At 40.0% G+C, this 24,538-nt stretch carries 26 protein-coding genes; 2 read left to right on the top strand and 24 right to left on the bottom strand.

All coding sequences use genetic code 11. The annotated features are described in order from the left end of the window. Nucleotides 1-2 precede the first annotated feature (2 nt). From QQK05_RS13790 to yceD, 16 genes are all read right to left on the bottom strand, one after another. Nucleotides 3-725 carry a GntR family transcriptional regulator gene (locus tag QQK05_RS13790; RefSeq protein WP_284299581.1) on the bottom strand — a complete coding sequence of 241 codons (723 nt, stop codon included), beginning with the start codon at nt 723-725 and terminating at the stop codon, nt 3-5. A gap of 169 nt (nt 726-894) precedes the next feature. Further along, a complete protein-coding gene (locus tag QQK05_RS13795; protein WP_284299583.1) occupies nt 895-2,124 on the bottom strand; it encodes a nucleoside recognition domain-containing protein in 1,230 nt (409 codons plus the stop codon). A 401-nt stretch (nt 2,125-2,525) separates the two neighbouring features. Next, nucleotides 2,526-3,290 (bottom strand): TatD family hydrolase, encoded by a 765-nt coding sequence (locus QQK05_RS13800; RefSeq protein WP_284299585.1) that lies wholly within the window; start codon nt 3,288-3,290, stop codon nt 2,526-2,528. A gap of 10 nt (nt 3,291-3,300) precedes the next feature. Continuing rightward, nucleotides 3,301-3,627: a PilZ domain-containing protein gene (locus tag QQK05_RS13805; RefSeq protein ID WP_284299587.1), complete on the bottom strand. Its 327-nt coding sequence runs from the start codon at nt 3,625-3,627 to the stop codon at nt 3,301-3,303. A 26-nt stretch (nt 3,628-3,653) separates the two neighbouring features. Continuing rightward, nucleotides 3,654-4,583, bottom strand: a complete 930-nt coding sequence (locus QQK05_RS13810) for a hypothetical protein (RefSeq protein ID WP_284299589.1) — start codon at nt 4,581-4,583, stop codon at nt 3,654-3,656. Between the two features lie 15 nt (nt 4,584-4,598). Further along, nucleotides 4,599-5,228, bottom strand: coding sequence for a dTMP kinase (gene tmk, locus QQK05_RS13815; protein ID WP_284299591.1), 630 nt, complete (start codon nt 5,226-5,228; stop codon nt 4,599-4,601). 22 nt (nt 5,229-5,250) lie between these two features. Continuing rightward, on the bottom strand, nt 5,251-6,252 hold the full coding sequence (gene mltG / locus QQK05_RS13820; protein ID WP_284299593.1) for an endolytic transglycosylase MltG: 1,002 nt from the start codon (nt 6,250-6,252) through the stop codon (nt 5,251-5,253). 1 nt (nt 6,253) lies between these two features. Then, the gene (gene pabC, locus QQK05_RS13825; RefSeq protein ID WP_284299595.1) at nt 6,254-7,063 is read right to left on the bottom strand and encodes an aminodeoxychorismate lyase; all 810 of its coding nucleotides are present in this window, start codon (nt 7,061-7,063) and stop codon (nt 6,254-6,256) included. A gap of 77 nt (nt 7,064-7,140) precedes the next feature. Next, nucleotides 7,141-8,376, bottom strand: a complete 1,236-nt coding sequence (gene fabF, locus QQK05_RS13830) for a beta-ketoacyl-ACP synthase II (RefSeq protein WP_284299597.1) — start codon at nt 8,374-8,376, stop codon at nt 7,141-7,143. A 118-nt stretch (nt 8,377-8,494) separates the two neighbouring features. After that, a complete protein-coding gene (gene acpP / locus QQK05_RS13835; RefSeq protein ID WP_284299599.1) occupies nt 8,495-8,728 on the bottom strand; it encodes an acyl carrier protein in 234 nt (77 codons plus the stop codon). 164 nt (nt 8,729-8,892) lie between these two features. Beyond that, a complete protein-coding gene (fabG, locus tag QQK05_RS13840; RefSeq protein WP_284299601.1) occupies nt 8,893-9,627 on the bottom strand; it encodes a 3-oxoacyl-ACP reductase FabG in 735 nt (244 codons plus the stop codon). A gap of 7 nt (nt 9,628-9,634) precedes the next feature. Continuing rightward, complete coding sequence (fabD, locus tag QQK05_RS13845) at nt 9,635-10,570, bottom strand: ACP S-malonyltransferase (RefSeq protein WP_284299603.1); 936 nt, start codon at nt 10,568-10,570, stop codon at nt 9,635-9,637. A 19-nt stretch (nt 10,571-10,589) separates the two neighbouring features. Continuing rightward, nucleotides 10,590-11,549 (bottom strand): beta-ketoacyl-ACP synthase III, encoded by a 960-nt coding sequence (locus tag QQK05_RS13850; protein ID WP_284299605.1) that lies wholly within the window; start codon nt 11,547-11,549, stop codon nt 10,590-10,592. Nucleotides 11,550-11,556: 7 nt separating this feature from the next. Next, nucleotides 11,557-12,555, bottom strand: coding sequence for a phosphate acyltransferase PlsX (gene plsX / locus QQK05_RS13855; protein ID WP_407704894.1), 999 nt, complete (start codon nt 12,553-12,555; stop codon nt 11,557-11,559). A gap of 40 nt (nt 12,556-12,595) precedes the next feature. Next, nucleotides 12,596-12,766: a 50S ribosomal protein L32 gene (rpmF, locus tag QQK05_RS13860; RefSeq protein ID WP_116000475.1), complete on the bottom strand. Its 171-nt coding sequence runs from the start codon at nt 12,764-12,766 to the stop codon at nt 12,596-12,598. Between the two features lie 40 nt (nt 12,767-12,806). Next, a complete protein-coding gene (yceD, locus tag QQK05_RS13865) occupies nt 12,807-13,319 on the bottom strand; it encodes a 23S rRNA accumulation protein YceD (protein ID WP_284299609.1) in 513 nt (170 codons plus the stop codon). A 119-nt stretch (nt 13,320-13,438) separates the two neighbouring features. On the opposite strand from yceD, the gene QQK05_RS13870 reads away from it, so the two are divergent. Then, nucleotides 13,439-14,032, top strand: coding sequence for a Maf family protein (locus QQK05_RS13870; protein ID WP_284299611.1), 594 nt, complete (start codon nt 13,439-13,441; stop codon nt 14,030-14,032). A gap of 57 nt (nt 14,033-14,089) precedes the next feature. Here QQK05_RS13870 and rluC read toward each other — a convergent pair whose 3' ends face one another. Beyond that, nucleotides 14,090-15,043, bottom strand: a complete 954-nt coding sequence (rluC, locus tag QQK05_RS13875) for a 23S rRNA pseudouridine(955/2504/2580) synthase RluC (RefSeq protein WP_284299613.1) — start codon at nt 15,041-15,043, stop codon at nt 14,090-14,092. 584 nt (nt 15,044-15,627) lie between these two features. On the opposite strand from rluC, the gene rne reads away from it, so the two are divergent. Next, nucleotides 15,628-18,618, top strand: a complete 2,991-nt coding sequence (gene rne, locus QQK05_RS13880; RefSeq protein WP_284299615.1) for a ribonuclease E — start codon at nt 15,628-15,630, stop codon at nt 18,616-18,618. 80 nt (nt 18,619-18,698) lie between these two features. Here rne and QQK05_RS13885 read toward each other — a convergent pair whose 3' ends face one another. From QQK05_RS13885 to cmk, 7 genes are all read right to left on the bottom strand, one after another. Next, a complete protein-coding gene (locus tag QQK05_RS13885; protein WP_284299617.1) occupies nt 18,699-19,001 on the bottom strand; it encodes a ComEA family DNA-binding protein in 303 nt (100 codons plus the stop codon). Nucleotides 19,002-19,092: 91 nt separating this feature from the next. Beyond that, nucleotides 19,093-19,791, bottom strand: a complete 699-nt coding sequence (pyrF, locus tag QQK05_RS13890) for an orotidine-5'-phosphate decarboxylase (protein ID WP_284299619.1) — start codon at nt 19,789-19,791, stop codon at nt 19,093-19,095. Between the two features lie 304 nt (nt 19,792-20,095). Beyond that, nucleotides 20,096-21,265, bottom strand: coding sequence for a lipopolysaccharide assembly protein LapB (gene lapB / locus QQK05_RS13895; protein ID WP_284299621.1), 1,170 nt, complete (start codon nt 21,263-21,265; stop codon nt 20,096-20,098). A gap of 18 nt (nt 21,266-21,283) precedes the next feature. Continuing rightward, nucleotides 21,284-21,508, bottom strand: coding sequence for a lipopolysaccharide assembly protein LapA domain-containing protein (locus tag QQK05_RS13900; protein ID WP_284299623.1), 225 nt, complete (start codon nt 21,506-21,508; stop codon nt 21,284-21,286). 195 nt (nt 21,509-21,703) lie between these two features. Further along, a complete protein-coding gene (gene ihfB, locus QQK05_RS13905) occupies nt 21,704-21,991 on the bottom strand; it encodes an integration host factor subunit beta (RefSeq protein WP_284299625.1) in 288 nt (95 codons plus the stop codon). A 75-nt stretch (nt 21,992-22,066) separates the two neighbouring features. After that, nucleotides 22,067-23,731 (bottom strand): 30S ribosomal protein S1, encoded by a 1,665-nt coding sequence (gene rpsA, locus QQK05_RS13910; protein ID WP_284299627.1) that lies wholly within the window; start codon nt 23,729-23,731, stop codon nt 22,067-22,069. Between the two features lie 98 nt (nt 23,732-23,829). Next, complete coding sequence (gene cmk, locus QQK05_RS13915) at nt 23,830-24,507, bottom strand: (d)CMP kinase (RefSeq protein ID WP_284299629.1); 678 nt, start codon at nt 24,505-24,507, stop codon at nt 23,830-23,832. Between the last annotated feature and the right edge of the window lie 31 nt (nt 24,508-24,538).

Here is a 24,538-nt window from a genome sequence, read left to right on the forward strand (position 1 = left end):
CCTTATTTAATTTCTTCAACTTGTTGTTTTGTACTTTTTTGCTCTTCATCAATTTGCTTTAGAGCAATTTTATTTTCTATATTCTTTCTAGACGCTGCGATGTGACGGCGCATCAGCATTTCTGCTAGCTCACCATCTCTATCTGCGATCGCTTCAATAATGCGTGAATGCTCATCAAATGCGCGCGTTGCACGAGGACTATTCATGCCAAACTGGCAACGATACATACGCACTAGGTGATACAACTGGCCACACAATATGTTGATTAGTTCATTATTATGTGAACCAAGTATGACTTTATAATGAAAATCTAAGTCACCTTCTTCTTGGTAATAGGCGACACCATCTTGCAGGTCTTTTGCTTGTGCGTGGTGATGAAGGATGTCCTTCATTTGCTGAATTTCGTCATCCGACATATTTTGCGCGGCTTGACGACAAGCCATGCCTTCAAGTGCTTCCCTAACAATGTAGATTTCTAGTAAACCTTGAATAGTGCACTCAACAACACGTGAGCCAACATTAGCTTTTCGCTCAATTAAGTGACATTTTTCTAAACGATTTAACGCTTCGCGCAAGGTAGAGCGACTAACTTGATATTTTTTAGATAATTCAGGCTCACTAATTTTGCTACCAGCGGGAATCTCCCCTTCAACAATTGCCGTTTGCATTTGTTCAAAAATACGGTCAGTCGTTGTGATCGCTTGTTGTTTAGTTGGATTATTCATCTAAAACCAAATTGTCGACACTTTGATAAGTTTGGCTTAATGATAGCTAAAATTTGGCAGTCGTCAACTTAATAACGGGTAAAATTGTCGACAATGTGCAAAAATTAGACGAAAGTCTATGAATTAAAGGTAAAAACGCTATGTTTTACTAAGTTGATTAGTGATTGTGTTAACCAAAAAACCAATAACAGACGCTAACGGCGGCTATCATGCCGGATAAATCAGCGATCAAACCACAAGTTAACGCATGGCGAGAGTATTTTATTCCAACCGAACCAAAATATACGGCGAGTACATAAAACGTCGTTTCCGTGGAGCCCTGCATAATAGACGCTAAGCGACCTGCAAAGGAGTCTGCCCCATGATTGTTCATCGTTTCTATCATCATTGCTCGTGCGCCAGAACCACTTAATGGCTTAATAATTGCGGTAGGTAGTGCATCAACAAATCGAGTGTCGAAACCTAGGAAACTCACTAAGACTCTAAAACTGTCGACAATCAATCCTAAGGCACCACTTGAGCGCAACATGCCAATAGCACATAACATGGCAAGTAAATACGGTATAAGTTTGATAGAGATTGAAAAGCCTTCTTTGGCACCTTCTATAAAGGTTTCATAGACATCAACCTTACGCTTGAGCCCTACTAGCACAAAACCTACAAGTGTTAAGAAAATAAGGCCATTACCAAGCAATGAAGATTGCTGAGCAAGCGCATCAGCAGACAACTGCATAAAATATAGAATCAACGCAGCTACAATAGAAATCGCGCCAGCTAGATATAGAACGATTGTACGTTGTAACAGGTTAATCTTTTGAATCCATGCAACACTTACTAACCCTGCAATTGTCGAGCAAAATGTTGCCACTAAAATGGGTAAAAAGACATCGGTTGGATCAGCGGCCCCTTGTTGCGCTCGATACATAAATACCGCAATGGGAAACAGCGTGACTGAAGAGGTATTTAATACTAAGAATAAGATTTGTGCGTTTGTCGCCGTATCTTTTTTGGGGTTTAGGGTTTGAAGATCCTGCATCGCTTTCAGGCCTAATGGCGTTGCCGCATTATCAAGCCCTAAGAAATTTGCCGATAAGTTCATCGTCATTGAACCGATTGCTGGATGGCCTTTAGGTACATCTGGCATCAATTTAACGAATAACGGAGAAATAAAATGAGCTAATTTATCAATCAAGCCAGCGCGCTCGGCTATTTTCATCATGCCAAGCCAAAAACTCAGTATACCGACTAAACCAATCGCAATATCAACGGTCAATTTAGACATACTAAAAATGCTTGCAATAACTTCTTCGAATATTAGCTGGTTGCCCAATGCAAAATACTGAATAAGTGCAGCGACAAGTGCCACCACGAAAAACGCCGACCAAATGATGTTTAACACGTTACTTTCACTAATTATTTTTTTTCATCATGACACAGGTAAAAAGAGATGCCAACTCGCTTCGATAAGCTCCTCGCTAGCCCTAGAACAACCTGTGAATAAGCTGTTTTTATGCCGTGCAAAGACTGAGTATAAGCTGTCAACACAAATAAATATAAACCAATAAAAACAACAACTTAAATAAATAAAAAATAAATTAGCGTAATCTAAATTTTACACTACACTTAAGTTATCACTCGCTGTGATTGGTTATTTTTCGTACAAGCATTTTTAAAGAGTTAATTAGCGCAAGGCTCACCATGAGCCATTCCCCTAGCCCGAAACAGGACTCGTTTCGGGCAATTTTTTGCCTGAAATAAATAGGATTAATTTAGGGCTTTATTGTTAACAGGCAAGTTAACTTAAAACAGCAACTCTTTGAAATTTTTGGTTGTGATATCTGCGATATGTTCTACAGATTGACCACGAATACTCGCTAGGTGCTTTGCAACTTCGACAACATAAGCTGGCTGATTCTGTTTGCCACGATACGGTACAGGTGCCAAATAAGGTGAATCTGTTTCAATCAAGATACGATCATCGGGCACCTTCTTCGCGACTTCTCTAAGAGCAGATGCGTTTTTGAACGTGACAATGCCTGAAAATGAAATATAAAAACCCATGTCAATCGCTTGCTTTGCCATGTCCCATGTTTCGGTAAAGCAATGCAATATTCCGCCTACATTCTGTGCATTTTCAGCACGCATGATATCGAGTGTATCTTGCTGGGCATCGCGGGTGTGAATAATCAACGGCTTTTTAATTCTATTTGCAACTTGAATGTGTTTAACAAAAGAGTCTTTCTGAACATCTCTAGTTTCTGGCGCATAGTAATAGTCTAAGCCAGTTTCCCCAATAGCCACTACACGGTCTGTTTGCGCTAATTGGTAAAGATTTTCAGCGTCAATCATTTCATCTTGGTTTAGTGGATGTGCACCACACGATAACCACACATTAGAAAATGATTGTGTTTTCTCAACCATTTTAGGAAATTCTTCAAGTGTCACGCTAACACATAATAATTCAGAAACTTTTGCTTGTTGTGCGTTTTCTACTACTTGATTAAGGTTTTCATTAAATTCGGTTAAATCTAAGCGATCTAAATGACAATGAGAGTCAATAAACACGATTTCTCCACTACATCGATAGGGTTGGATCAGAACTATTTAGTAATCTGCCAATAGCTGTTTCAATTTGACCGCGAATATTATCTGGATCTTCTTCAAATGCAACACCTAAGCCCGCTGGTGTACCATTTTGTGCACCAGGAGGTGTTACCCAACACACCTTGCCAATCACTTCAGAGGATTCCAACGCATCTGGTAATGTAACCTCAAGTTTTACTTGAGTACCAAGCTCAAGTAATTCGGTTGTGCGCACAAATACACCACCATTTTTCAAAAATGGCATGTAAGATAAATATAATTCTCGCTCTGAAGGATATTCTAAAAGCATATTCTCCATGAGATACTCCTTTTGCATTTCAGCCTCTATTTATTATTAAGCAGTTGCTGTACTGAAATTAAAAACTTCTCTGTTTGTAATTGCTTATTGGTTTGCACTTGTTGGCAAAGCGCTAATAAAGATAATAATAACGTGTTTACCTGCAACAATGAAGTTGTAGTCACTTTAGATTTTACGCCTTGGTATTGTGCGTGCAATTCATCTGCATACCAGCCACTTTCTTGCCTTATTAATTTTGCGATAACTTGGTATAAAAAATTTAAGCCATATTCAGATTGAGTTAATTCTTGTGCAAGCATCATAGGCGAATACGTACCACAGAAAAACGCTAAAATATGCCCTTCTATTTCACGATAGTCTTGGGCGATTTCCTCAGACGTTAACTGAGGAAGATGTGTTAAGTTCAAGTATGGGTCATTGTCGTTCAACTGATATAAATCAGCTAATTGCCCCCCGACATAAGGCTTAATATCTATGGTTTGACAGCGACTGATAATCGTTTCAAGCAGCTGATGTTTTTTGTCTGTCAGTAGCAAAAGTATAGAGCTAGCGCTTGGTTCCTCTAAGGTCTTAAGTAACGCGTTACTCGCAGAAACATTCATTTTATCTGCTGCATGGATAATTACGACTTGTTTAGCGCCTAGCTGCGGAGTCTTTTGCAAGTATTGGGTAACAACACGCACTTCATCGACTTTATGAGTGTCGCCTTCGGCTTGTAGCTCATAAATATCTGGATAGGTATCACTATCAATTAGCAAACAGTGTTTACATTTTCCACATGGCATGAGCTTGTCATTTTGTGGCTCAGGCGACAGGCAAGAAATAACGCCAGTTAGCCACTTTGCCAATTGAGACTTACCCGACTGACGCACACCATTTAGTAATAACGCATGAGGTAACCTGCCTTGATTAAGCTGATGTGATAATTGTTTTTGATGCTCAACTAACCAGTTCAAAAGTAAAAACCTACATTACAATGATGAGATAAATTGTTGAACAATTGATTCTATGTCTGCATGAACTTTTGCCATATCCTGACTTGCATCAACTGTCTTGATCGTAGAATCGTTAGACGCAATCGATAGATACTTAGCTCGAGTACGCTCAAAAAAGGATAACGCTTCAAGCTCTATTCTGTCGAGTTCGCCACGCGCTCTCGCCCGTGTTAACCCTATTTTTGGATCTATATCCAAATAAATAGTTAAATCAGGTTTAAAGCCTTTTAGGGTAGCGTTAGCGATCGCGTTCATGACGTCATCTGGAATTTGTCGGCCACCGCCTTGATATGCGCGAGAAGACAGATCGTGACGATCACCAATCATCCACTTGCCCGTGGCTAAGCATGGTTTAATTTTATTTGCCAATAACTGACTGCGCGCTGCGTACATGAGTAACAACTCTGTTTCTTCGGTGACAGTCTCTTCATGATCCGCTGATTTAACAATCTCTCTCAATCGTTCCGCAAGCACAGTACCACCAGGCTCTCTAGTTTTATCATACTCAATTCCAGCTCGAGTTAGCGCTTGTTCTATTACTGAAATTGCCGATGATTTACCTGCGCCTTCAAGCCCCTCTATGACGATAAACTTTCCTAATGACATATCTTATTTTTACCTAAACTCACTATTGACCAAGTTGGTACTTAGCAACAGCTTTATTGTGCTCTTTTAATGTTTTTGAAAATTGATGCCAACCATTTCCTTTGCTCACAAAGTAATAGTAATCTGAGCTTGCAGGGTTTAACGTTGCATCAATTGCAGTTTTACCAGGCATTGCGATAGGTGTTGGTGGCAAACCATTTATTCTGTAGGTATTGTACCTTGTTTTTTGTCTCAAGTGTGCACGTGTAATGTCACCTCGATATACGTCACCTAAACCATAAATAACGGTTGGATCAGTTTGCAGTCGCATGTTTGTATTCAATCGATTAACAAAAACCGACGAAATTAACGGTTGCTCCTCAACCTGCCCTGTTTCTTTCTCAATGATGGATGCCATGATAAGTGCTTCATACGCTGTTTTGTAAGGTACTGACTCATCACGCTTTTCCCAAGCGCTTGTTATATAAGCCTCCATCTTAGCTTGCGCACGTTTAAGGATTTCTAGATCCTTTGTGCCTGCTGTATATGCGTATGTTTCTGGAAATAACAAGCCTTCTGGACTTTCTTTATCTATTGATAGTTTTTGATTAATGCTCTGTATATCGCTACTGGCAAGGCTATGCTCTAGATAGGGAGCGTTATTCATTATTTCGAGCCAATCGGTAAACTTGGAGCCTTCAATAAAGGTAATTTTAAATTGATGCTCCTTACCAGACACTATCATAGTGATAGTTTCAAGCAATGTTTGGGCAGGCTTTATCAAATAAACCCCCTCTTTAACTGCAGTGAGTTCAGGGTTTAACCGGGTGTAGACCTTTAACCAAAAACGATTATCAATCCAACCATTTTGTTCAAATGATTTAGCAATTTTTCGGCTTGACTGGCCCTTTTTAACTTCAAATAACGTTTCATTCTTTAATGTAAGTGGCTGATTGACTTGATAAGCACCATACTGAACAACCCCTACAACACCAATAATTGCAATTAGCGCAAGTGCAACAACGGAAATGGCTATGGTTTTCATATTAACTAACTTCATTTAAGTAAGATATAAATGGACGACAGACCTCTATCGAAAGCGCCTTGCCCTCAAAACTTGAAATAGGAACGGCTGGCATTAAGCAATTAGTTAACAATATAGCTTGAATGTTTACAAGCTCAGCTTGTTGAACATCACGTACCTTGATTTGGGGATACTGTGCCAATAAAACCTGCCTTGAAAGTCCGTCAACGCCGGATTTGTCGAGCTTAGGTGTCACCCATTCATTGTTGATCAACAGGAACACGTTACTTGATATCGACTCAATTAAGTTATCGAGCTCATTGAATGCAAGTAAGTCTTGATACTCAGTAGATGCTACTTCATTTTTGAGAAGGACTTGCTCTAAGCGATTAGTATGTTTAAGTCCTGCTAAGGCTGAGTTAATACCGAGGCGAGTTTTGGCAACACCGATCGATATTCCCTTTTCTTGCCACTCGAAATAATGAGAAGGAAATTCATTAACATATATCAATATATTAGCTGTGCAATCGTCAGCACGAGCGTACGCTTTACTCTGTTGACCTGCAGAAATAATTACTTTCAGTGTTGCGTGTTGATAATTTTTAGCGACATGGCTTAACTCGTCAGTTAACAAACTCCAGTCAACACCTGTGATCATGATCTTTTGACAAGCATTTCTTAACCTGTCGATATGACGATTTAACCAAACGACTTCGCCACCTGCTATTTTTGCAGTGGTAAATACGCCATCGCCATATTGAATGGTGCGTTCATTAATAGAAACATGGTCAACTTGCTGACCATTAACAGAGCTAAATAACATCTTTGACATAAAAAAGCCTAAATACTGATGCTAGTATTTAGGCTTAAGATTTTGAATTCAAGCAATTATTTGCTTAATCGACGGTTTTAGATTTTTTTGAACAATAAAGAACCGTTCGTACCACCAAAACCAAACGAATTACACAACGCATATTCAAAATTTACGTCACGAGCACCATCTTTAATGAAGTCAAGATCGCAAGCTTCATCTTGGTTTTCAATATTTATCGTTGGCGGCACTTTGCCTTCAGCAATGGCTTGCACAGTAAAAATAGCTTCAACTGCACCCGCAGCACCTAACAGGTGACCTGTCATTGATTTAGTGGAGCCAACCATCACATCTTTCGAGTGCTGCCCGAAGATCGATTTAACAGCGCTTGCTTCAGCGACATCGCCCGCTGGCGTCGATGTACCATGTGCATTGATATAACCAATTTCTTCGGCATTTAATTTAGCATCTTTTAATGCATTTGCCATGGCTTGCGCAGCGCCTGCGCCATCTTCTGGAGGTGACGTCATGTGATACGCATCGCCACTCATACCAAAACCTACAAGTTCAGCGTAAATTGTCGCCCCACGCGCTTTAGCATGTTCGTACTCTTCAACAACGACAACACCTGCACCATCGCTTAATACAAAACCATCACGGTCTTTATCCCAAGGGCGAGATGCGGTTTGAGGTGAATCATTTCTTGTTGATAAAGCACGTGCTGCCGCGAAGCCACCAATACCTAATTCCGTAGACGCTTTTTCAGCACCACCGGCTAACATCGCATCTGCATCACCATGTGCAATCATTCTTGCCGCATGGCCAATATTATGAACACCTGATGTACAAGCAGTTACAATCGCGATGTTTGGTCCTTTCAAGCCATGTTTGATAGATAACTGGCCTGCTACCATGTTTAGAATTGTAGAAGGACAGAAAAATGGTGATAACTTTCTCACGCCACCAGCCAAGTATTTTTTATGGTTTTCTTCAATTAAAGTTAAACCACCAATACCTGAACCGATTGCAACACCAATACGGCTTGCATTTTCGTCTGTCACTTCTAATCCAGAATGCTCTATCGCTTGCGTGCCCGCTGCAATACCATACTGGATAAATAAATCCATTTTTTTAGCATCTTTACGAGAGATACCATAATCTTCGCCGTTGAAGTCTTTGACTAGACCAGCGAATTTTGTTGTGAAGTTTGAAACATCAAAATGATCAATATAATCAATACCGCTTTTACCAAGCAGTAAGTTTTCCCATGTACTTTGAGCAGTGTTCCCTAGTGGGGATAACATACCAAAACCGGTAACTACAACACGACGCATTGGCTGAGTTGCCTCCGATAGATTTGAAAATTAGAAAGGTTATACGGCTTGCCTTCATATTAGGTTTACAAAGGCCAGAAACAAATCAGGCGGTTAATACCGCCTGATTCTTTAATTCTTATTGATTCGCTTTAACGTAATCAACTGCAGCTTGAACTGTTGTAATCTTCTCAGCTTCTTCATCTGGGATTTCAGTGTCAAACTCTTCTTCTAACGCCATAACTAATTCAACTGTGTCTAATGAATCAGCACCTAAGTCGTCAACGAAAGATGAATCTAATTTTACTTCATCTTCACTCACACCTAATTGCTCAACAGTGATTTTTTTTACGCGTTCTTCGATAGTACTCATTTTGTTTCCTTTACTAGAAAATGCAATTTTTTAATTGCGGGTAGTTTATTCGTCAACAGGTGGCCATGCAAGTTAATAGTTTTGCTTTTTCGTCTGGTCAAACCTGTTATTGATTGTTTTGTATACCTTAAACCAACCTTTCGTTGATTAAAACTACAAAACGATTAAACCATATACATGCCGCCATTGACATGTAATGTTTCGCCAGTGATGTACGCAGCCGCATCAGATGCTAAAAACGTTACAGCACTTGCAATTTCTTCTGGCTTACCTAAACGATTTGCAGGTACTTGAGAGAAAATTCCCTCTTTTTGCTCATCCGTTAAGGTTTGGGTCATATCCGTATCAATAAAGCCCGGTGCAACAGTATTAACTGTAATGCCACGAGATGCAACTTCTCTTGCTAATGATTTAGTAAAGCCAATTAAACCCGCTTTTGCTGTAGCGTAGTTTACTTGGCCAGCGTTACCCATAGTACCAACAACTGAACCAATGTTGATAATACGGCCATTACGCTTTTTCATCATCGGGCGTAAAACATTTTTCGAAATCTTAAAGATAGAAGAAAGGTTAGTATCGATGATGTCATCCCACTCTTCATCTTTCATTCGCATGAAAATATTATCACGCGTAATACCCGCATTGTTTACAAGAATATCGATACCGCCAAAGCGCTCTTTGACCACAGCAAATAATGATTCGATTGATTCATTTTCTGTGACGTTTAACACTAAACCGTTACCTTCACCCAAATAATCGCTGATACGAGCTGCACCAGATTCAGATGTTGCAGTACCTAAAACAGTAGCACCCTGCTCTTTTAATTGTGTCGCGATCGCTTTACCAATACCACGACTCGCACCTGTAACGAGTGCAACTTTACCTTCTAATGAAAACATTGTTCACCTATTGTAATAATTCAATTGCTTTATCAACACTTGCATTGTCATTCACAGCAACACAGGTAATTGATTTATTAATTCTTTTAACGAGACCTTGTAATACTTTACCTGGGCCTACTTCTAACATTTTTTCGACACCATCGGCACCGATACGTTCAACAGTTTCTGTCCAACGAACAGGGCTGTAGAGTTGTTTTATTAATGCTTGTTTAATGGCATCAACGTTTTCTTCAACACTGACATCAACATTATTAATAACAGCAACTGACGGTGTGTTAAACGTTACAGATTCAAACGCTGTCGCTAATTTGTCTGCTGCATCTTTCATTAACGCACAGTGTGATGGAACACTGACAGGTAAAGGTAAAACACGTTTTGCGCCAGCTTCTTTACATAGCTCGCCAGCACGCTCTACAGCGTCTTTATTACCGGCAATAACCACTTGACCTGGTGAGTTAAAGTTTACTGCTGAAACTACTTGATCTTGAGCAGCCGATGCACACGCTTCAATAATTTTGTCGTCTGCTAAACCAATAACAGCAGCCATAGCACCCGTACCTGCTGGTACTGAAGATTGCATAAATTGACCTCGTTGCTCAACAAGCTTAACGGCGTCTTCAAGCGATAAAACACCCGCACATACTAATGCTGAGTATTCACCTAAACTGTGGCCCGCCATAACACCAGGTGTTACACCTGTTTTTTCAGTAATAACACGGTACATTGCAACACTAGCTGTCAATAAAGCTGGTTGTGTAAATTCAGTTTTATTTAACTGCTCGTTTTCGTCTGTCGAAATAAGTTGCCAAACGTCGTAACCTAACGCGTCTGATGCTTGCTTAAATGTTTCTTGCACTATAGCATCGTCAGCAAAATCAGCTAACATGCCTACAGTTTGTGAACCTTGGCCAGGAAACACAAATGCCAAATTTTTTTGCATGGTTATCTACCTAATTCTTTTAATATTTAACTAGCGCTGAGCCCCAAGTAAAACCACTACCAAAAGCTTCCATTAAAACTGTTTGGCCTTTCTGAATACGACCATCGCGAACTGCTTCATCAAAAGCAGTAGGGATAGTTGCTGCAGAGGTATTACCGTGCTTGTCTAAGGTGACAACAACTTGATCCATCGGTAATGATAGTTTCTTAGCTGCTGCTGCAATAATACGTAAATTTGCTTGATGAGGAACAAGCCAGTCAATTTCTGACTTATCCATGTTGTTGTGCGCTAGCGTTTCAGTAACAATTTCACTCAAACGTGTCACAGCAACTTTAAATACTTCGTTGCCTTTCATATACATGTAGGCTTTTTCTTCGGTCAATGGTTCACCACGTTTTGGCGAATCAGCACCTAATAAATGGCCAAAATTACCATCTGCGTGTAAATGTGTAGACACAATACCCGGCTCTTCACTTGCTTCTAATATAAAAGCACCTGCAGCATCACCAAACAAGATGATCGTTGAACGGTCTGTTGGATCACACATATGAGAAAGCGCGTCCGCACCTATTACTAGGATACGTTTCGCCATACCTGTGCGAATGTACTGGTCTGCAATACTTAAGCTGTAAATAAAACCTGAACATGCCGCTGCAACGTCAAATGCAGGTACATGTGGTAAGTCTAAATATTTTTGAACATTACAGGCTGCACTTGGTAAGTCAACATGAGAGCTGGTGGTTCCCATAACAATCATGTCGATATCGCTAGTTTCTAGACCAGCCATTTCGAGTGCTTTCTTAGCGGCTTCTGCGCCCATGTAAGCAACATTTTCATGTTCTGCGGAAATACGGCGTTCCTTTATGCCAGTACGCTCAGTGATCCAATCATCTGAGGTATCAACCATTTTTTCTAAATCTGCGTTAGTACGCACTTGCGCTGGAAAATAACTTCCAGTACCAATAATTTTTGAATACATATAAATTTTATGGCCTGTGCAATAATCTTTGCTCCAGTTTATGCTGTATTTTGTCTGGAACCTGTCTTTCTACTTCTTTTACTGCTTCCATTAAGGCAGCAAAAATAGCGAGTGAATTCGCATTTCCATGGCTTTTGACCACAATGCCCCGCAATCCTATCAAACTTGCACCGTTGTACTGGTCGGGGTTCATGGATTTATACAATTTTTTTACCGGTAAAGTGAGAATTTTACTCAAAATTCGTCTAAAAAAGCTGCTTTCAAGATTTTGCTGGAGCTTAGTCGCAACCATCCGAGCAACACCTTCACAGGTTTTTAATGCCACATTGCCGACAAACCCGTCACAGACGATTACATCAGCTTTGTCATTAAAAATATCGTTACCTTCTACAAAACCAACATAGTTAACGTCTGGATTTTCTTTCAACTGAAGTGCGGCTTGCTTTATTGTATCGCTACCTTTAATGTCCTCTTCGCCCATATTGAGCAGCGCAACTCTTGGGTTCTCAATATTATCAACTTCTCCAGCTAATACTGAGCCCATCAGTCCAAATTGGTACAAGACATTTGAGTCACAAAAAACGTTTGCGCCCAGATCGAGCAAAAACACATTTTTGTCTGGGTCATGCGTTGGTAATGCTGAAATGAGTGCTGGTCGTTCAACACCAGGAATTGTCTTCAGTAATACATGAGCAGTGCCAAATAAGGCACCTGTATTTCCTGAGCTTACGCATGCTTGCGCTTTCCCCTCTTTCACAAGCTCTATTGCTCGTCGCATCGAAGAATCTTTCTTGTGACGAATAACATGCGCAGGTTTATCGTCCATTTCAACAACTTGTGAGGTATGAACAAAGGTTATTTGAGGGTGAGCTGAAAAATGTTGTTTTTCTAATTGTTCAGCAATAACTGAACTATCTCCACAAAGGATAAGGTGAAGATGAGGGAGATGATTGACTGCCATTAATGCGGCAGCGATTGTTACATGGGGGCCTTGATCGCCCCCCATAACATCTAACGCTATGGTTAGATTATTCAAAGGTCACCGCTTACTTAGCGATTACTTTAACACCTTTGTAAAAACCGTCAGCTGTAACGTGGTGACGACGGTGAGTTTCACCAGAAACTGGATCTACTGATAGGTTTTCTGCTGTTAACGCGTCGTGTGAACGGCGCATACCACGTCTTGAACGAGATTTTTTGCTCTTTTGAACTGCCATTTTGCCAAACTCCTAATATCGGTTGGTAACTAAAATATAACTACTTGAGTTGTTTCAATACGTCAAATGGGTTCGGCTTATCTAACGCTTCCGGCAATTCTCCCCAAACACTGTCAGCCGGAGCTTTACAATCTTTGAGTTCGTGCTTTGGTATTAATGGAATTGCAAGCATAAGCTCGTCTTCCACTAAACTACGTAAGTTAACTTCACCATTTTCATCTAATGCTATTGCGTCATAATATGACGGCAAATCAGCGGCTGCGTCTTCATTTTTTACCGGGCTGAATGAAAATTCGATTTCCAATGCCTGAGTATAAAATTCATTACAACGCTGACAAGTTAAAGAAACTGTTGTTGAGCCGTTGCCTGATATTACTACCAGCCCCTGTTCATCAACATCAAAATTTACTTTAACTTCGACTTGGCCATCTGTGTTTCCACATTCGCCAAGTAATCTATCCATTCCATTAAGTTCAAAGTATCCGTCACACTCAAGTCTACGTTGAGCGCTTTTGTACGGGTCTATCGTTATTGGAAGTTTAAGATCTTTCATAAGGCGCGCATATTATAGCGATGCTACCTTTGTGTCAAAAGAAAATTGCACTATTTGCTTTAAAATTACAAGTTAATCCATATATTAGCATTTAACTGATTATTTTTTGTGTAAATGTTATGAAAACACTTGTATTAGGCTCAACTTCACCGTTTAGAAAAAGCTTGTTAGAAAAGCTCAATGTTCCATTTGAATGTGCCAAACCTGATATCGATGAAACGCCACTTGATGGTGAATCATCAATTGCACTGGTTGAACGCTTAGCAATCGAAAAAGCAAAAGCCGTTGCCAATGAGTTTCCCAATGCCTTTATTATTGGGTCAGACCAAGTAGCGCTCCACCAAAACGATATATTAGGTAAACCACACACAAGAGAAAACGCGATTAATCAACTAACCCGCTTTAGTGGTGATAAAGTTGTTTTTCACACGGGCTTGTGTGTTTTTGACAGCGAGAAGAGTAAATCCTATTCACTTGTCGAACCTTTTGAAGTTTATTTTAGAGATTTAACGAAAGCAGAAATAGAAGCATACGTTGATGCAGAGCAACCACTAAAATGTGCTGGCAGTTTTAAGAGTGAAGGTTTAGGTATTACATTATTTGAGAAATTAGTCGGTGATGATCCTAACAGCTTAATTGGCCTTCCATTAATAAAGTTACATGCTTTATTAAAAGAAGCAGGTTTAGACGTGCTTCAATATCAACCTAAATAACAACAAAAAAAGGAAGGGTAACACCCCTTCCTTTTTTCAATTGCATTATTGAATCTATTAAACTTTGGTTAGTTTTTTCAAAACATTATTTAAAGCAGGCTCTAGTGGTGCCTCAATTTTAATGCGCTCTTCCTTTTTAGGATGATAAAACTCAATACTCGCCGCGTGCAAGAATAAACGTTTTAGTCCTATATCTTTCATTTCATCGTCAAATGGCTGTGCACCATATTTAGGATCACAAGCAATTGGATGCCCTTTACACTGGCAATGGACACGAATCTGATGCGTACGACCAGTAACCGGAAACGCTCTAACTAATGTAGCACCTTGATACTGCTGTAGCACTTTATAACGCGTTTCAGATTCTTTACCTTTTATATTGTCAACAATTACCACACGTTCGCCAGATTTAAGATCATTTTTCCTTAATCCTTCAGTCACACGTGTTAGTTTTGGTGACCACACACCTTTCACTAATGCATGATAAAACTTCTGAACTTGTTTGTTACGTAATTGCTCATGTAGATGTCGCAGTGCCGAACGTTTCTTGGCAATCACTAAACATCCAGATGTATCCCTATCTAGACGATGGACAAGCTCAAGCATTTTCGTTTTTGGTCGAAGTGCTCGCATCGCTTCAATAACACCAAAACTTAAACCACTACCACCATGCACAGCCATACCTGAGGGTTTGTTCAAGACAATATACATATCATCTTCAAACAAAATCTGTTTTTCCAAGTTAGACACAACATTGAGCTGAGTGGAAACCGTATCTGTTTTTTCAGAGATACGGATGGGTGCTACACGAATTACATCTTCATCATTGAGTTTATATTCAGGCTTTGTTCGTTTTTTATTTACACGAATTTCTCCCTTACGTAATAATCGATAGATCATACTTTTTGGGACGCCTTTAAGAGTTTTTAATAGATAATTGTCTATTCTTTGGCCGGCTTCATCACTATCAATTGTGTAAAACCGAACTTGAGGTTTGCTACTTTCTGTCATGTCGACATTCTAGCATAGTTAAATCCAATTTTTCGTTAAATAAATCAAGTAATTTATTGCCATTGAACTATAGTTAGTGGGATAATAAAAAAGTTACTAAATAAATTATTTAGGTAACTTTTAAATTACGACGCCAATTATGAACTGTAAGAGGCGAAATGCGGCACCTTACCATGCAACAAATAAAGACATGCTAACGGAATGCCTGTTGTTACCGTTCAACTTTAAAATCATGTTGAATACGACATAAACATTTTGTCCCGCGTAATATGGTATTTATTAGAGATTATACGTAGATAACAAAGTTTTTAGCACTAACTAGAAAAACGTTACTAACAAACTTTGTCAATGCTCAACATATATCTACGCACTAGCACAGCACACGCTTTGCACATAAAGTTTAGGTATGAATAGTAGCTTACTGTTCATCGATTGAAATTTACAATTTGAAATAACAGCTTATTGCGTAATATGGCGTAATAATGTTGACACCCGTGAGGCTGACAAGCTGCTGTTAACAGACAGAAAATGCTTTGTGTATTAAGCACATGGTGTGCTGTGACAAAAATTAGGTCACAGAAACTATGAAACGTATGTTAATTAACGCTACGCAATCTGAAGAGTTGCGCGTAGCACTAGTTGACGGTCAAAAGCTTTACGATTTAGATATTGAAAGCCCAGGCCACGAACAGAAAAAAGCAAATATCTATAAGGGTAAAATTACTCGTATAGAACCCTCTTTAGAAGCAGCTTTTGTAGACTATGGTGCAGAGCGCCACGGTTTCCTTCCAATGAAAGAAGTTGCTCGTGAATACTTCCCTGAAGGCTACAGCTTCCAAGGCCGCCCTAACATCAAAGACGTATTGACCGAAGGTCAAGAAGTTATCGTTCAAATCGACAAAGAAGAACGTGGTCAAAAAGGCGCAGCATTAACTACCTTTATTTCATTAGCGGGTAGTTATTTAGTACTTATGCCAAACAACCCTCGTGCTGGTGGTATTTCTCGTCGTATTGAAGGCGATGAGCGCAGTGAATTAAAAGCGTCGCTAAGCAAATTAGACTTACCAAAAGGTATGGGCTTAATTGTTCGTACCGCAGGTGTTGGTAAGGACTACGAAGAACTTGAATGGGATTTAGCCGTATTACTTCAGCACTGGAAAGCGATTGAAGAAGCCGCAGCAAGTCGCCCCGCTCCGTTTTTAATTCACCAAGAAAGTAACGTAATCTTACGTGCAATTCGTGATTATTTACGTCGCGATATTGGTGAAGTGCTCGTTGACCGACCTAAAGTTTATGAGAGTGTAAAAAACCACATCTCACTAGTACGCCCTGACTTCTTAAGTAAAGTAAAACTTTATACAAACGACGCTCCTCTATTCACACATTTCCAGATTGAAACGCAAATAGAGTCAGCTTTCCAACGTGAAGTCCGCTTACCGTCTGGTGGTTCAATCGTCATTGATCCAACAGAGGCGATGACGTCTATCGATATTAACTCTGCTCGTGCAACTAAGGGCGGCGATATCGAAGAAACAGCATTCAACACTAACCTAGAAGCAGCAGATGAGATTGCACGCCAGTTACGCTTACGTGACCTAGGTGGCTTAGTCGTTATCGATTTCATCGATATGACTCCAGTACGTCACCAACGTGAAGTTGAAAACCGTATGAAAGAAGCGGTTCGTCAAGACCGTGCACGCATTCAGCTTGGCCGAATTTCTCGATTTGGCTTATTAGAGATGTCACGTCAGCGTCTACGACCATCTATTGGTGAAATTAGCCAGCATGTATGTCCGCGTTGTAACGGTACAGGTCAAGTTCGCGGTATTGAATCTCTAGCTTTATCTGTATTACGTTTAATGGAAGAAGAAGCCATTAAAGAGAATACGCAACATATCCAAGCACAAGTACCTGTTCCTGTTGCAACTTACTTGTTAAATGAGAAACGTCGCAGTGTTTTCCACATTGAACGTCAGCACAAAGTTCATGTTTTGATCATTCCAAACCCGAACATGGATACGCCTCAGTACGAAGTGTTAAGAGTTCGTAAAGATGAGACAGTTGCTGAAGCAAGTTATGATTTCGAACTTAAAGAAGCAAAAGCTGAAGAAGCTGTAATGCCTAAGTTTGATTCATCTGCCGCTAAACGTGATGAACCTGTGCTACAAGGTATGTCTGCACCGACAAGAGCAGCATCACCAAAACCAAAAGCAAAAGAGAAACCAAACAACAAGAAGCAAGCGCCTAAACAACAAGAAAAAGGTCTAGTTGCAAAACTAGTCTCTTGGGTTAAAGGTTTGTTTGGTGAAGAAGAGAAGCCAGCTAAGAAACCAGCTCGTAAGTCTCGAAACCAAAATGACAACCGTGGTCAACGTAAACCGCGTAACAATCAACGTAATAAAAACCGTAAAGACCAAGCGAATAAAAACCAAGACGTAAAAGGCACTAACCAAAGCAACAAAAAACCGACGAGAAAGCAAGATCAAAACAAAGATCAAAAGCCTAAAGAAGAAAAAGTTGCAGAGAGACGTCAACGTCGTAATACTCGTAAAAAGGTACGTGTTGAACAACAAAAGAACACTAACCAAGAGCAAGTTGTAGAGCCATCAAACGCAAACGAACAAGCGAAGAAACCTGCACAACAAAAACCTGCTCAGCAAAAGTCAAAGGCGAAACAAAAGCCAAAAGCTAAAAAAGCAGAAGACGTTGTTGTTGAAGAAAATGCAGTAGTTGAAGAACAAGCTTCGGCTGAAAAACCAGAGCGTTCTCGCAACCGTCGTTCTCCGCGCCATTTACGTTCTCATGGTCAAAAGCGTCGTCGTAATCAAGATGAGCAACCAACTCACGTTGATGTGAACCCAGATCAAGATGCGCAAGATGCAGCACAAGCAATTGAAGCGCGATACCCTGAGCACGAGAATGTCTTTGATCAAGTTGCTACGGACAAAGTAGCACCGACTGAAACAGCTAAAGACGAAGAAGCTCCGAAGGTAGTTGCCCAAGAAGCTCCTTCATCGGTTGAAGAAGTGCAACAAGATTTACCGTTTGTAGAAGAAGTAAATACTGAAACTACAGCGCCTGTTGTACCACAAGAAATCGTTGAAGAAACCGCTGAAGTTGAAACTGCGAGTGAAAATGAAGCTCAACAAGAAATTAACTTTACTGAGCAAAGCTCTGAAGAAGTTGTCGTAGAAGAAACGCCTGAAGTTGTAGCTCAAGAAGTATCATTAGATTCCGAAGAGCAAGCTCAAACAGAAGAAGAAACACCGGTAATAGAAACGGTCACTACAACTGAAGTTGAAGAATCAAAAACTCCTGTTGAAACTGAAACACAAGAGAAACAACCTGCTGTTGCAATTAATGGTGTTAAGCACCTTGATGTTGCGTTAACAAACAAGACATCAGGTAAAGCAACTTCACCAATGGCAAAACCAGCTCCAATTGAGTTAATTGAATCAAACTTTGAAATTGTAGAGATGGATAGTGAGCAAAGAGCCAATGTACAACGCAGCGACAAATCAGCTAGTCGCGGCTTTGCAACAAGTTCAAGTAGCGCAGGCCCAACAAAGCCATAGTATATAAGTGCTAATCAAAACGAAAAAACCGCAGCTAAGCCTGCGGTTTTTTATTATTGAATGTAATAACTTTTTATCAGCTAAATCGTTATTCTTCCGGCATTCACATTTAACACCTTCTCACCTATCCCTTTAACTTCCAGTAAGTCATTTAATGTTCTAAATTTGCCATGCTGCTCTCGGTAATCGACAATTGCCTGAGCTTTCGACTTACCGATCCCTTTCAAGCTCGCTAAGGCTTCCGCACTGGCGTCATTTATATTGATCAGCTCAAAGCTTTGAGAAAGGACGTTTGGTTGCTCAGTTTGCGCTTCAACAGCTACAGCGGCAAAAGATAAACTAGAAAGTAAGAATAAAGATGTGGTTAAAATACGTTTTAACATAATAAGTTCCTTTTAAATTAACGGTCACTTCCATTAGTGACCGTTATAAGGTTTAGACCTTGAAACTTATTGTGTCAAATTAACAATAGGATTAACGATAGATTGATTGGTTAATTTGAGTTAATACGGCATGAGGATCATCCGCTTTTGTAATCGGGCGACCAATCACTAAATAGTCGACACCAACATCAACCGCTTGCTTAGGGGTCATAATACGTTTTTGATCATCAACGCTGCTACCTGCCGGACGAATTCCAGGTGTAACTAACTTAAAATCTTCGCCAAGATTCTGCTTAAGCATTTCAGCTTCCATCGCAGAACAAACAACACCATCTAAACCACTCTTTTTCGTCAAATTAGCTAAACGTAGCACGTGTTCTTGTGGATCCATGTCGATACCAATGCCTTGCAGGTCTTCTCGTGACATACTTGTTAGCACAGTAACAGCAATCAATAGTGGTGAGTCTTTACCATATGCCTCTAGCGCCAATTTGGCTTGTTCCATCATCTTTTGGCCACCACTGGCGTGCACATTTACCATCCAAACACCAAGGTCAGCTGCAGCACTTACTGCTTTAGCTACCGTGTTAGGAATATCATGAAATTTTAAATCCAAGAAAACATCAAATCCACGATTGCTTAGTGTTTTAACAAACTCGGGACCAAAATGAGTGAACATCTCCTTACCCACTTTTAATCGACAATCACTTGGTTGAATTTTATCGATAAAAGATAATGCATCAGCTTGCTTGTTGAAGTCTAAAGCGACGACGACTTTTGGATCTGTCATAAATGGCCCTTATTCCCACTAAAAATTTCGCGGGCATTATACATGGAAATAACGGCTAATGTTATATGGTTGGACGTATAAAGGTTAAAAGTAAATAGAATAGATCTGGTAGAATTTCAAATCGTTTACTATTTTCACAGGTGGCTAGCGTTTAGGCATGGATAAGTTATTAAATTCCAATAACTCAATAATTGGCTATTTTCTAATGTAAATGGTTTTTTAGCAAAGCGCAGACGCGGAGTTTATGAACATAAATGAGCATCAGCGATGCAGATAAAAATTCATTTAAAGACGAAAATAACAATTATTCGCCTTCTAGGCCTCTTACAGGTTTCAACTGTTCCCATTCATGACAAGAAGGACATGACCAATAATGGGTCGAACTGTTAAAGCCACAATTACGACAGCTATAGCGTGGCTTCATTTTTAGGTATTCAGACACCAGTTCTCGAATAACCTGTAAGCTTTCTGATTCTTGTGGTGAGTTATTGGCGTTTAATTGCATCTTAACAAAGTGCTTAAAGCCACCGATTGTCGATCGTCTTTTTAACCCCGTCAGAATAAATTGATTTGCTTGTTCAATTTTTCCTTCTGCGCTCAAGTGTTGAACATATTTGATTAACGCACTTGTTGCGCCTGTTTCGCTATATACCTTTTTAATGAAATCAAAAAACTGTGCTTGCTCGTTATTTTGCGCATAGCAATTTTCCATCTTATCAATCACATCAGGGAAGAATTCAGTATCTTGCTGATAAATCGCCATATAGCACTGTATCGCATGATCGTACTGTTCGTGTTGCTCGTAAATCGACGCCATCAGCCAGTTTGCACGACATGACTCCTTGTCCAGTTTAAGCGCTTGTTCTAATAGCTCGATAACTTCAATATTATCTTCCTTAGTACACGCTTGAGTCGCAAGCTCACAATAGAAGTTCGCTAGTACATGCAATAATTTTTTATCATTCGACTTAACGATGTTTTTTTCAAAAGCGATACCTTTCTTCCAATCTTTAGTGGATTGGAAGATTTGTAATAAATACGATAACGCTTTGAGCTCATAATTTTTTGATTTGAGCAACCTAACAAACATGGCTTCAGCTCTGTCGAACAGACCAGCGCTAAAAAAGTCTTTACCAAGCTCAAAGGCTGCTTTGTGCTTTGCTGCGTCAGGAAGGTGTTTATGTCGAACGAGGTGTTCGTGGACTTTAAGTGCCCTATCTAATTCGCCACGCTTACGAAACAAATTTGCCATTGCAAAATGGGCATCAATAGAGTCATCTTCAACCTGCAAGGTCTCAATTAAATGCTCAATCGCCTTATCTTGCTGGTTCGATAACAGGTAGTTAATACCTTGAGAATATTTTTTTGATAAATCAGTTTTTACGCTTTGATCATTTTGTTTGATACTATTTCGCCCCATATACCAGCCATATGCAGCTGCAACTGGTAATAAGAGAAACAAGAGTTCTAGCATGTAAAAACCGACCTTAAACTACTTTGAACGTTTTTTCATACGGCTTAATATACGCCATAAAACTGTAGTGAATATACCCAGTAAAAAACCAATAAAAGTGAATAAACTCACTGCACTAGCAACAGATATATCTGCACGAGCAATGAAATAATTTAGTGTAATTATACCGTTATTTTGGCTACCAAATGCAAATGCAATCACCAATAAAGCAAATAATATGAGTAATGTTATCACTAAACGCATCAAATATTCCTTATAAACCAAATGAAACACATACCTAACCAACGCAAACCATGTCGAGGCACAAAAACAAATCTATACTGGTCTAGTTATAATGCACAGGCAAGCCCAAAGGGCGATTAAAAAGTTAATTCATTGGTATTGTATACGAAAAAAAACGGCACGCTAATGCATGCCGTTTTCGAAAATTCTTTACCACTAAGTCAAAGAGGCGTTTACGCGCTCGCGTAACTCTTTACCTGGTTTGAAATGTGGAACATATTTGCCGGTCAATTCAACCGATTCCCCTGTTTTAGGGTTTCTACCAACGCGTGGCGCACGATAATGCAAAGAAAAACTACCAAAGCCTCTGATTTCAATACGCTCACCTTTAGATAAAGTTTGCGCCATCATTTCTAAAATTTCTTTTATAGAAGACTCTACCTCTTTTGGAGATAAATGAGTTAAAGAATCTGTTAATCTTTCAATGAGTTCTGATTTGGTCATCACGACCCTCCAGTGTCTTATCTATGTGCCAAAATGGTAAAAGAGAGAGCGCATGGCTCTCTCTTCGACTAACTATTAACCTTTAGCGTTTTTGAATGCTTCAGCCATTGCATTTGCAAAGCCAGCATCATCAGCTTGGTTTAAGTTGTCCATTGCTTGACGCTCGTCAGCTTGGTCTTTAGCTTTGATTGATAAGCTGATAGTGCGGTTCTTACGATCTACACCAACAAACTTAGCTTCAACACTGTCACCAACGCTTAACTCACTAGTTGCGTCTTCAACACGGTCACGAGAGATGTCAGCTACACGGATGTAACCTTCAACGCCTTCTGCTAATTCAATCTTAGCACCTTTAGCGTCAACTTCAACTACTGTACCAGTAACAATTGCACCTTTCTTAGTTGCAGTTGTGTAGTTGTTGAACGGATCGTCTTCAGTTTGCTTAACGCCTAATGAGATACGCTCACGCTCTGGGTCAACTTGTAATACAACAGCTGAGATTTCGTCACCTTTCTTGTAATCACGTACAGCTTCTTCGCCGCCGTTCCAAGAAATGTCAGATAAGTGAACTAAACCGTCGATGCCACCTTCAAGACCGATGAAGATACCGAAGTCAGTGATTGACTTGATCTTACCAGAAACTTTGTCGCCTTTAGTGAAGTTTTGAGCGAATGCTTCCCAAGGATTTTGGATACATTGCTTAAGACCTAATGAAATACGACGACGTTCTTCGTCAATTTCAAGAACCATAACTTCAACTTCGTCACCTAAGTTAACAACTTTAGATGGGTGGATGTTCTTGTTAGTCCAATCCATTTCAGAAACGTGAACTAAACCTTCAACGCCTTCTTGGATCTCAACGAAACAACCGTAGTCAGTTAAGTTAGTAACACGACCAGTTAGCTTAGCGCCTTCTGGGTAACGGTTAGCAATTGCTACCCATGGATCTTCGCCTAATTGCTTCATACCTAATGAAACACGAGTGCGCTCACGGTCGAACTTAAGAACTTTAACTTGAATCTCGTCACCAACGTTAACGATTTCACTTGGGTGCTTAACACGCTTCCAAGCCATGTCAGTGATGTGAAGAAGACCATCGATACCGCCTAAGTCTACGAATGCACCGTAGTCTGTTAAGTTCTTAACGATACCTTTAACTTCTTGACCTTCTTGTAGAGATTCTAATAGTGCGTCACGCTCTACGCTGCTTTCTGATTCGATAACAGCACGACGAGAAACAACAACGTTATTACGCTTTTGGTCAAGCTTAATAACTTTGAATTCTAAATCTTTACCTTCAAGGTGTGCAGTGTCACGTACTGGACGTACGTCTACTAATGAACCTGGTAAGAAAGCACGAATGTTGCTAACTTCAACTGTGAAGCCGCCTTTAACTTTACCGTTGATAACACCGATAACAGTTTCTTTTTCTTCGTATGCTTTTTCAAGTACTTGCCAAGCTTCGTGACGTTTTGCTTTTTCACGAGAAAGGATAGTTTCACCGAAACCGTCATCTGTCGCGTCTAACGCTACATCAATTTCGTCACCAACATTGATTTCTACTTCACCAGCAGAGTTTTTGAATTGGTCAATTGAGATTACAGACTCAGACTTAAGGCCAGCATCAACTAAAACGTTGTCTTTGTTGATTTGTACTACAGTACCCTTGATGATTGAACCAGGGCGTGTTTCGATTTCTTGTAAACTTTCTTCGAAAAGTTGTGCAAAATTTTCAGTCATAATGTTTTATGAACTCTAATAAGTAATCCAATCAACGTCATTGTTTCATGGGGTTGTTAATAAAACTTAAAGCATCCTTACCTTAAGTAAAAAGTATTTTACGCTAATTTTTCATTAACATACGAAAGCATTTTATTGACAACTTCATCAATAGAAAGCCCAGTAGAATCAATGATTAACGCATCTTCTGCCGGCACTAAAGGCGCGACTTTGCGATTCTGATCGCGCTCGTCACGAGCTTTAATGTCTTCCAAAAGGCGCCCGATATTAACATCAAAGCCCTTTTCTTTCAACTGTTGGAAACGTCTTTGCGCGCGCTCTTCTGCACTTGCAGTTAAGAATATTTTAACTGGTGCGTCGGTAAACACGACAGTTCCCATGTCTCGGCCATCAGCCACTAAGCCTGGAAGTGTACGAAACGCTCGTTGTCTGCGAAGCAAAGCTTCACGAATACGAGGAAACGCTGCGATTTTAGAAGCAAGTTCACCAACCTCTTCTTGACGAATCGTCTTGGTAACATCCTCGCCTTCTAAGACCACTTTTACTTGGTCACCGCAAACTTCAAATTGCACATCTAAGTGAGATGCAATCGGAATAAGTGGCTCTTCTTCTTCCACACCAATTTGGTGATGTTGTGTTGCTACCGCAAGTACGCGATAAATTGCACCACTATCTAATAAATGCCAGCCTAGCTGCTCTGCGACAATTTTAGCAGCTGTCCCTTTACCTGCGCCACTAGGGCCATCAATGGTGATAACTGGAACGCTTTCCTGCATACATTTTTCTCCTAATGCCGAAAATTCGGCG

Source organism: Thalassotalea loyana (genome assembly GCF_030161435.1).
GTDB classification, from domain to species: domain Bacteria; phylum Pseudomonadota; class Gammaproteobacteria; order Enterobacterales; family Alteromonadaceae; genus Thalassotalea_G; species Thalassotalea_G loyana.

Coding starts and splice junctions, on each gene's coding strand:
- QQK05_RS13870 (WP_284299611.1), top strand. CDS start 13,439: ATGAAAACACTTGTATTAGGCTCAACTTCACCGTTTAGAAAAAGCTTG.
- fabG (WP_284299601.1), bottom strand. CDS start 9,627: ATGTTTTCATTAGAAGGTAAAGTTGCACTCGTTACAGGTGCGAGTCGT.
- lapB (WP_284299621.1), bottom strand. CDS start 21,265: ATGCTAGAACTCTTGTTTCTCTTATTACCAGTTGCAGCTGCATATGGC.
- yceD (WP_284299609.1), bottom strand. CDS start 13,319: ATGAAAGATCTTAAACTTCCAATAACGATAGACCCGTACAAAAGCGCT.
- rluC (WP_284299613.1), bottom strand. CDS start 15,043: ATGACAGAAAGTAGCAAACCTCAAGTTCGGTTTTACACAATTGATAGT.
- ihfB (WP_284299625.1), bottom strand. CDS start 21,991: ATGACCAAATCAGAACTCATTGAAAGATTAACAGATTCTTTAACTCAT.
- tmk (WP_284299591.1), bottom strand. CDS start 5,228: ATGTCATTAGGAAAGTTTATCGTCATAGAGGGGCTTGAAGGCGCAGGT.
- cmk (WP_284299629.1), bottom strand. CDS start 24,507: ATGCAGGAAAGCGTTCCAGTTATCACCATTGATGGCCCTAGTGGCGCA.
- pyrF (WP_284299619.1), bottom strand. CDS start 19,791: ATGACAGATCCAAAAGTCGTCGTCGCTTTAGACTTCAACAAGCAAGCT.
- mltG (WP_284299593.1), bottom strand. CDS start 6,252: ATGAAAACCATAGCCATTTCCGTTGTTGCACTTGCGCTAATTGCAATT.
- QQK05_RS13850 (WP_284299605.1), bottom strand. CDS start 11,549: ATGTATTCAAAAATTATTGGTACTGGAAGTTATTTTCCAGCGCAAGTG.
- plsX (WP_407704894.1), bottom strand. CDS start 12,555: ATGGGGGGCGATCAAGGCCCCCATGTAACAATCGCTGCCGCATTAATG.
- pabC (WP_284299595.1), bottom strand. CDS start 7,063: ATGTCAAAGATGTTATTTAGCTCTGTTAATGGTCAGCAAGTTGACCAT.
- acpP (WP_284299599.1), bottom strand. CDS start 8,728: ATGAGTACTATCGAAGAACGCGTAAAAAAAATCACTGTTGAGCAATTA.
- rne (WP_284299615.1), top strand. CDS start 15,628: ATGAAACGTATGTTAATTAACGCTACGCAATCTGAAGAGTTGCGCGTA.
- fabF (WP_284299597.1), bottom strand. CDS start 8,376: ATGCGTCGTGTTGTAGTTACCGGTTTTGGTATGTTATCCCCACTAGGG.
- rpmF (WP_116000475.1), bottom strand. CDS start 12,766: ATGGCAGTTCAAAAGAGCAAAAAATCTCGTTCAAGACGTGGTATGCGC.
- QQK05_RS13900 (WP_284299623.1), bottom strand. CDS start 21,508: ATGCGTTTAGTGATAACATTACTCATATTATTTGCTTTATTGGTGATT.
- QQK05_RS13790 (WP_284299581.1), bottom strand. CDS start 725: ATGAATAATCCAACTAAACAACAAGCGATCACAACGACTGACCGTATT.
- QQK05_RS13885 (WP_284299617.1), bottom strand. CDS start 19,001: ATGTTAAAACGTATTTTAACCACATCTTTATTCTTACTTTCTAGTTTA.
- QQK05_RS13805 (WP_284299587.1), bottom strand. CDS start 3,627: ATGGAGAATATGCTTTTAGAATATCCTTCAGAGCGAGAATTATATTTA.
- rpsA (WP_284299627.1), bottom strand. CDS start 23,731: ATGACTGAAAATTTTGCACAACTTTTCGAAGAAAGTTTACAAGAAATC.
- fabD (WP_284299603.1), bottom strand. CDS start 10,570: ATGCAAAAAAATTTGGCATTTGTGTTTCCTGGCCAAGGTTCACAAACT.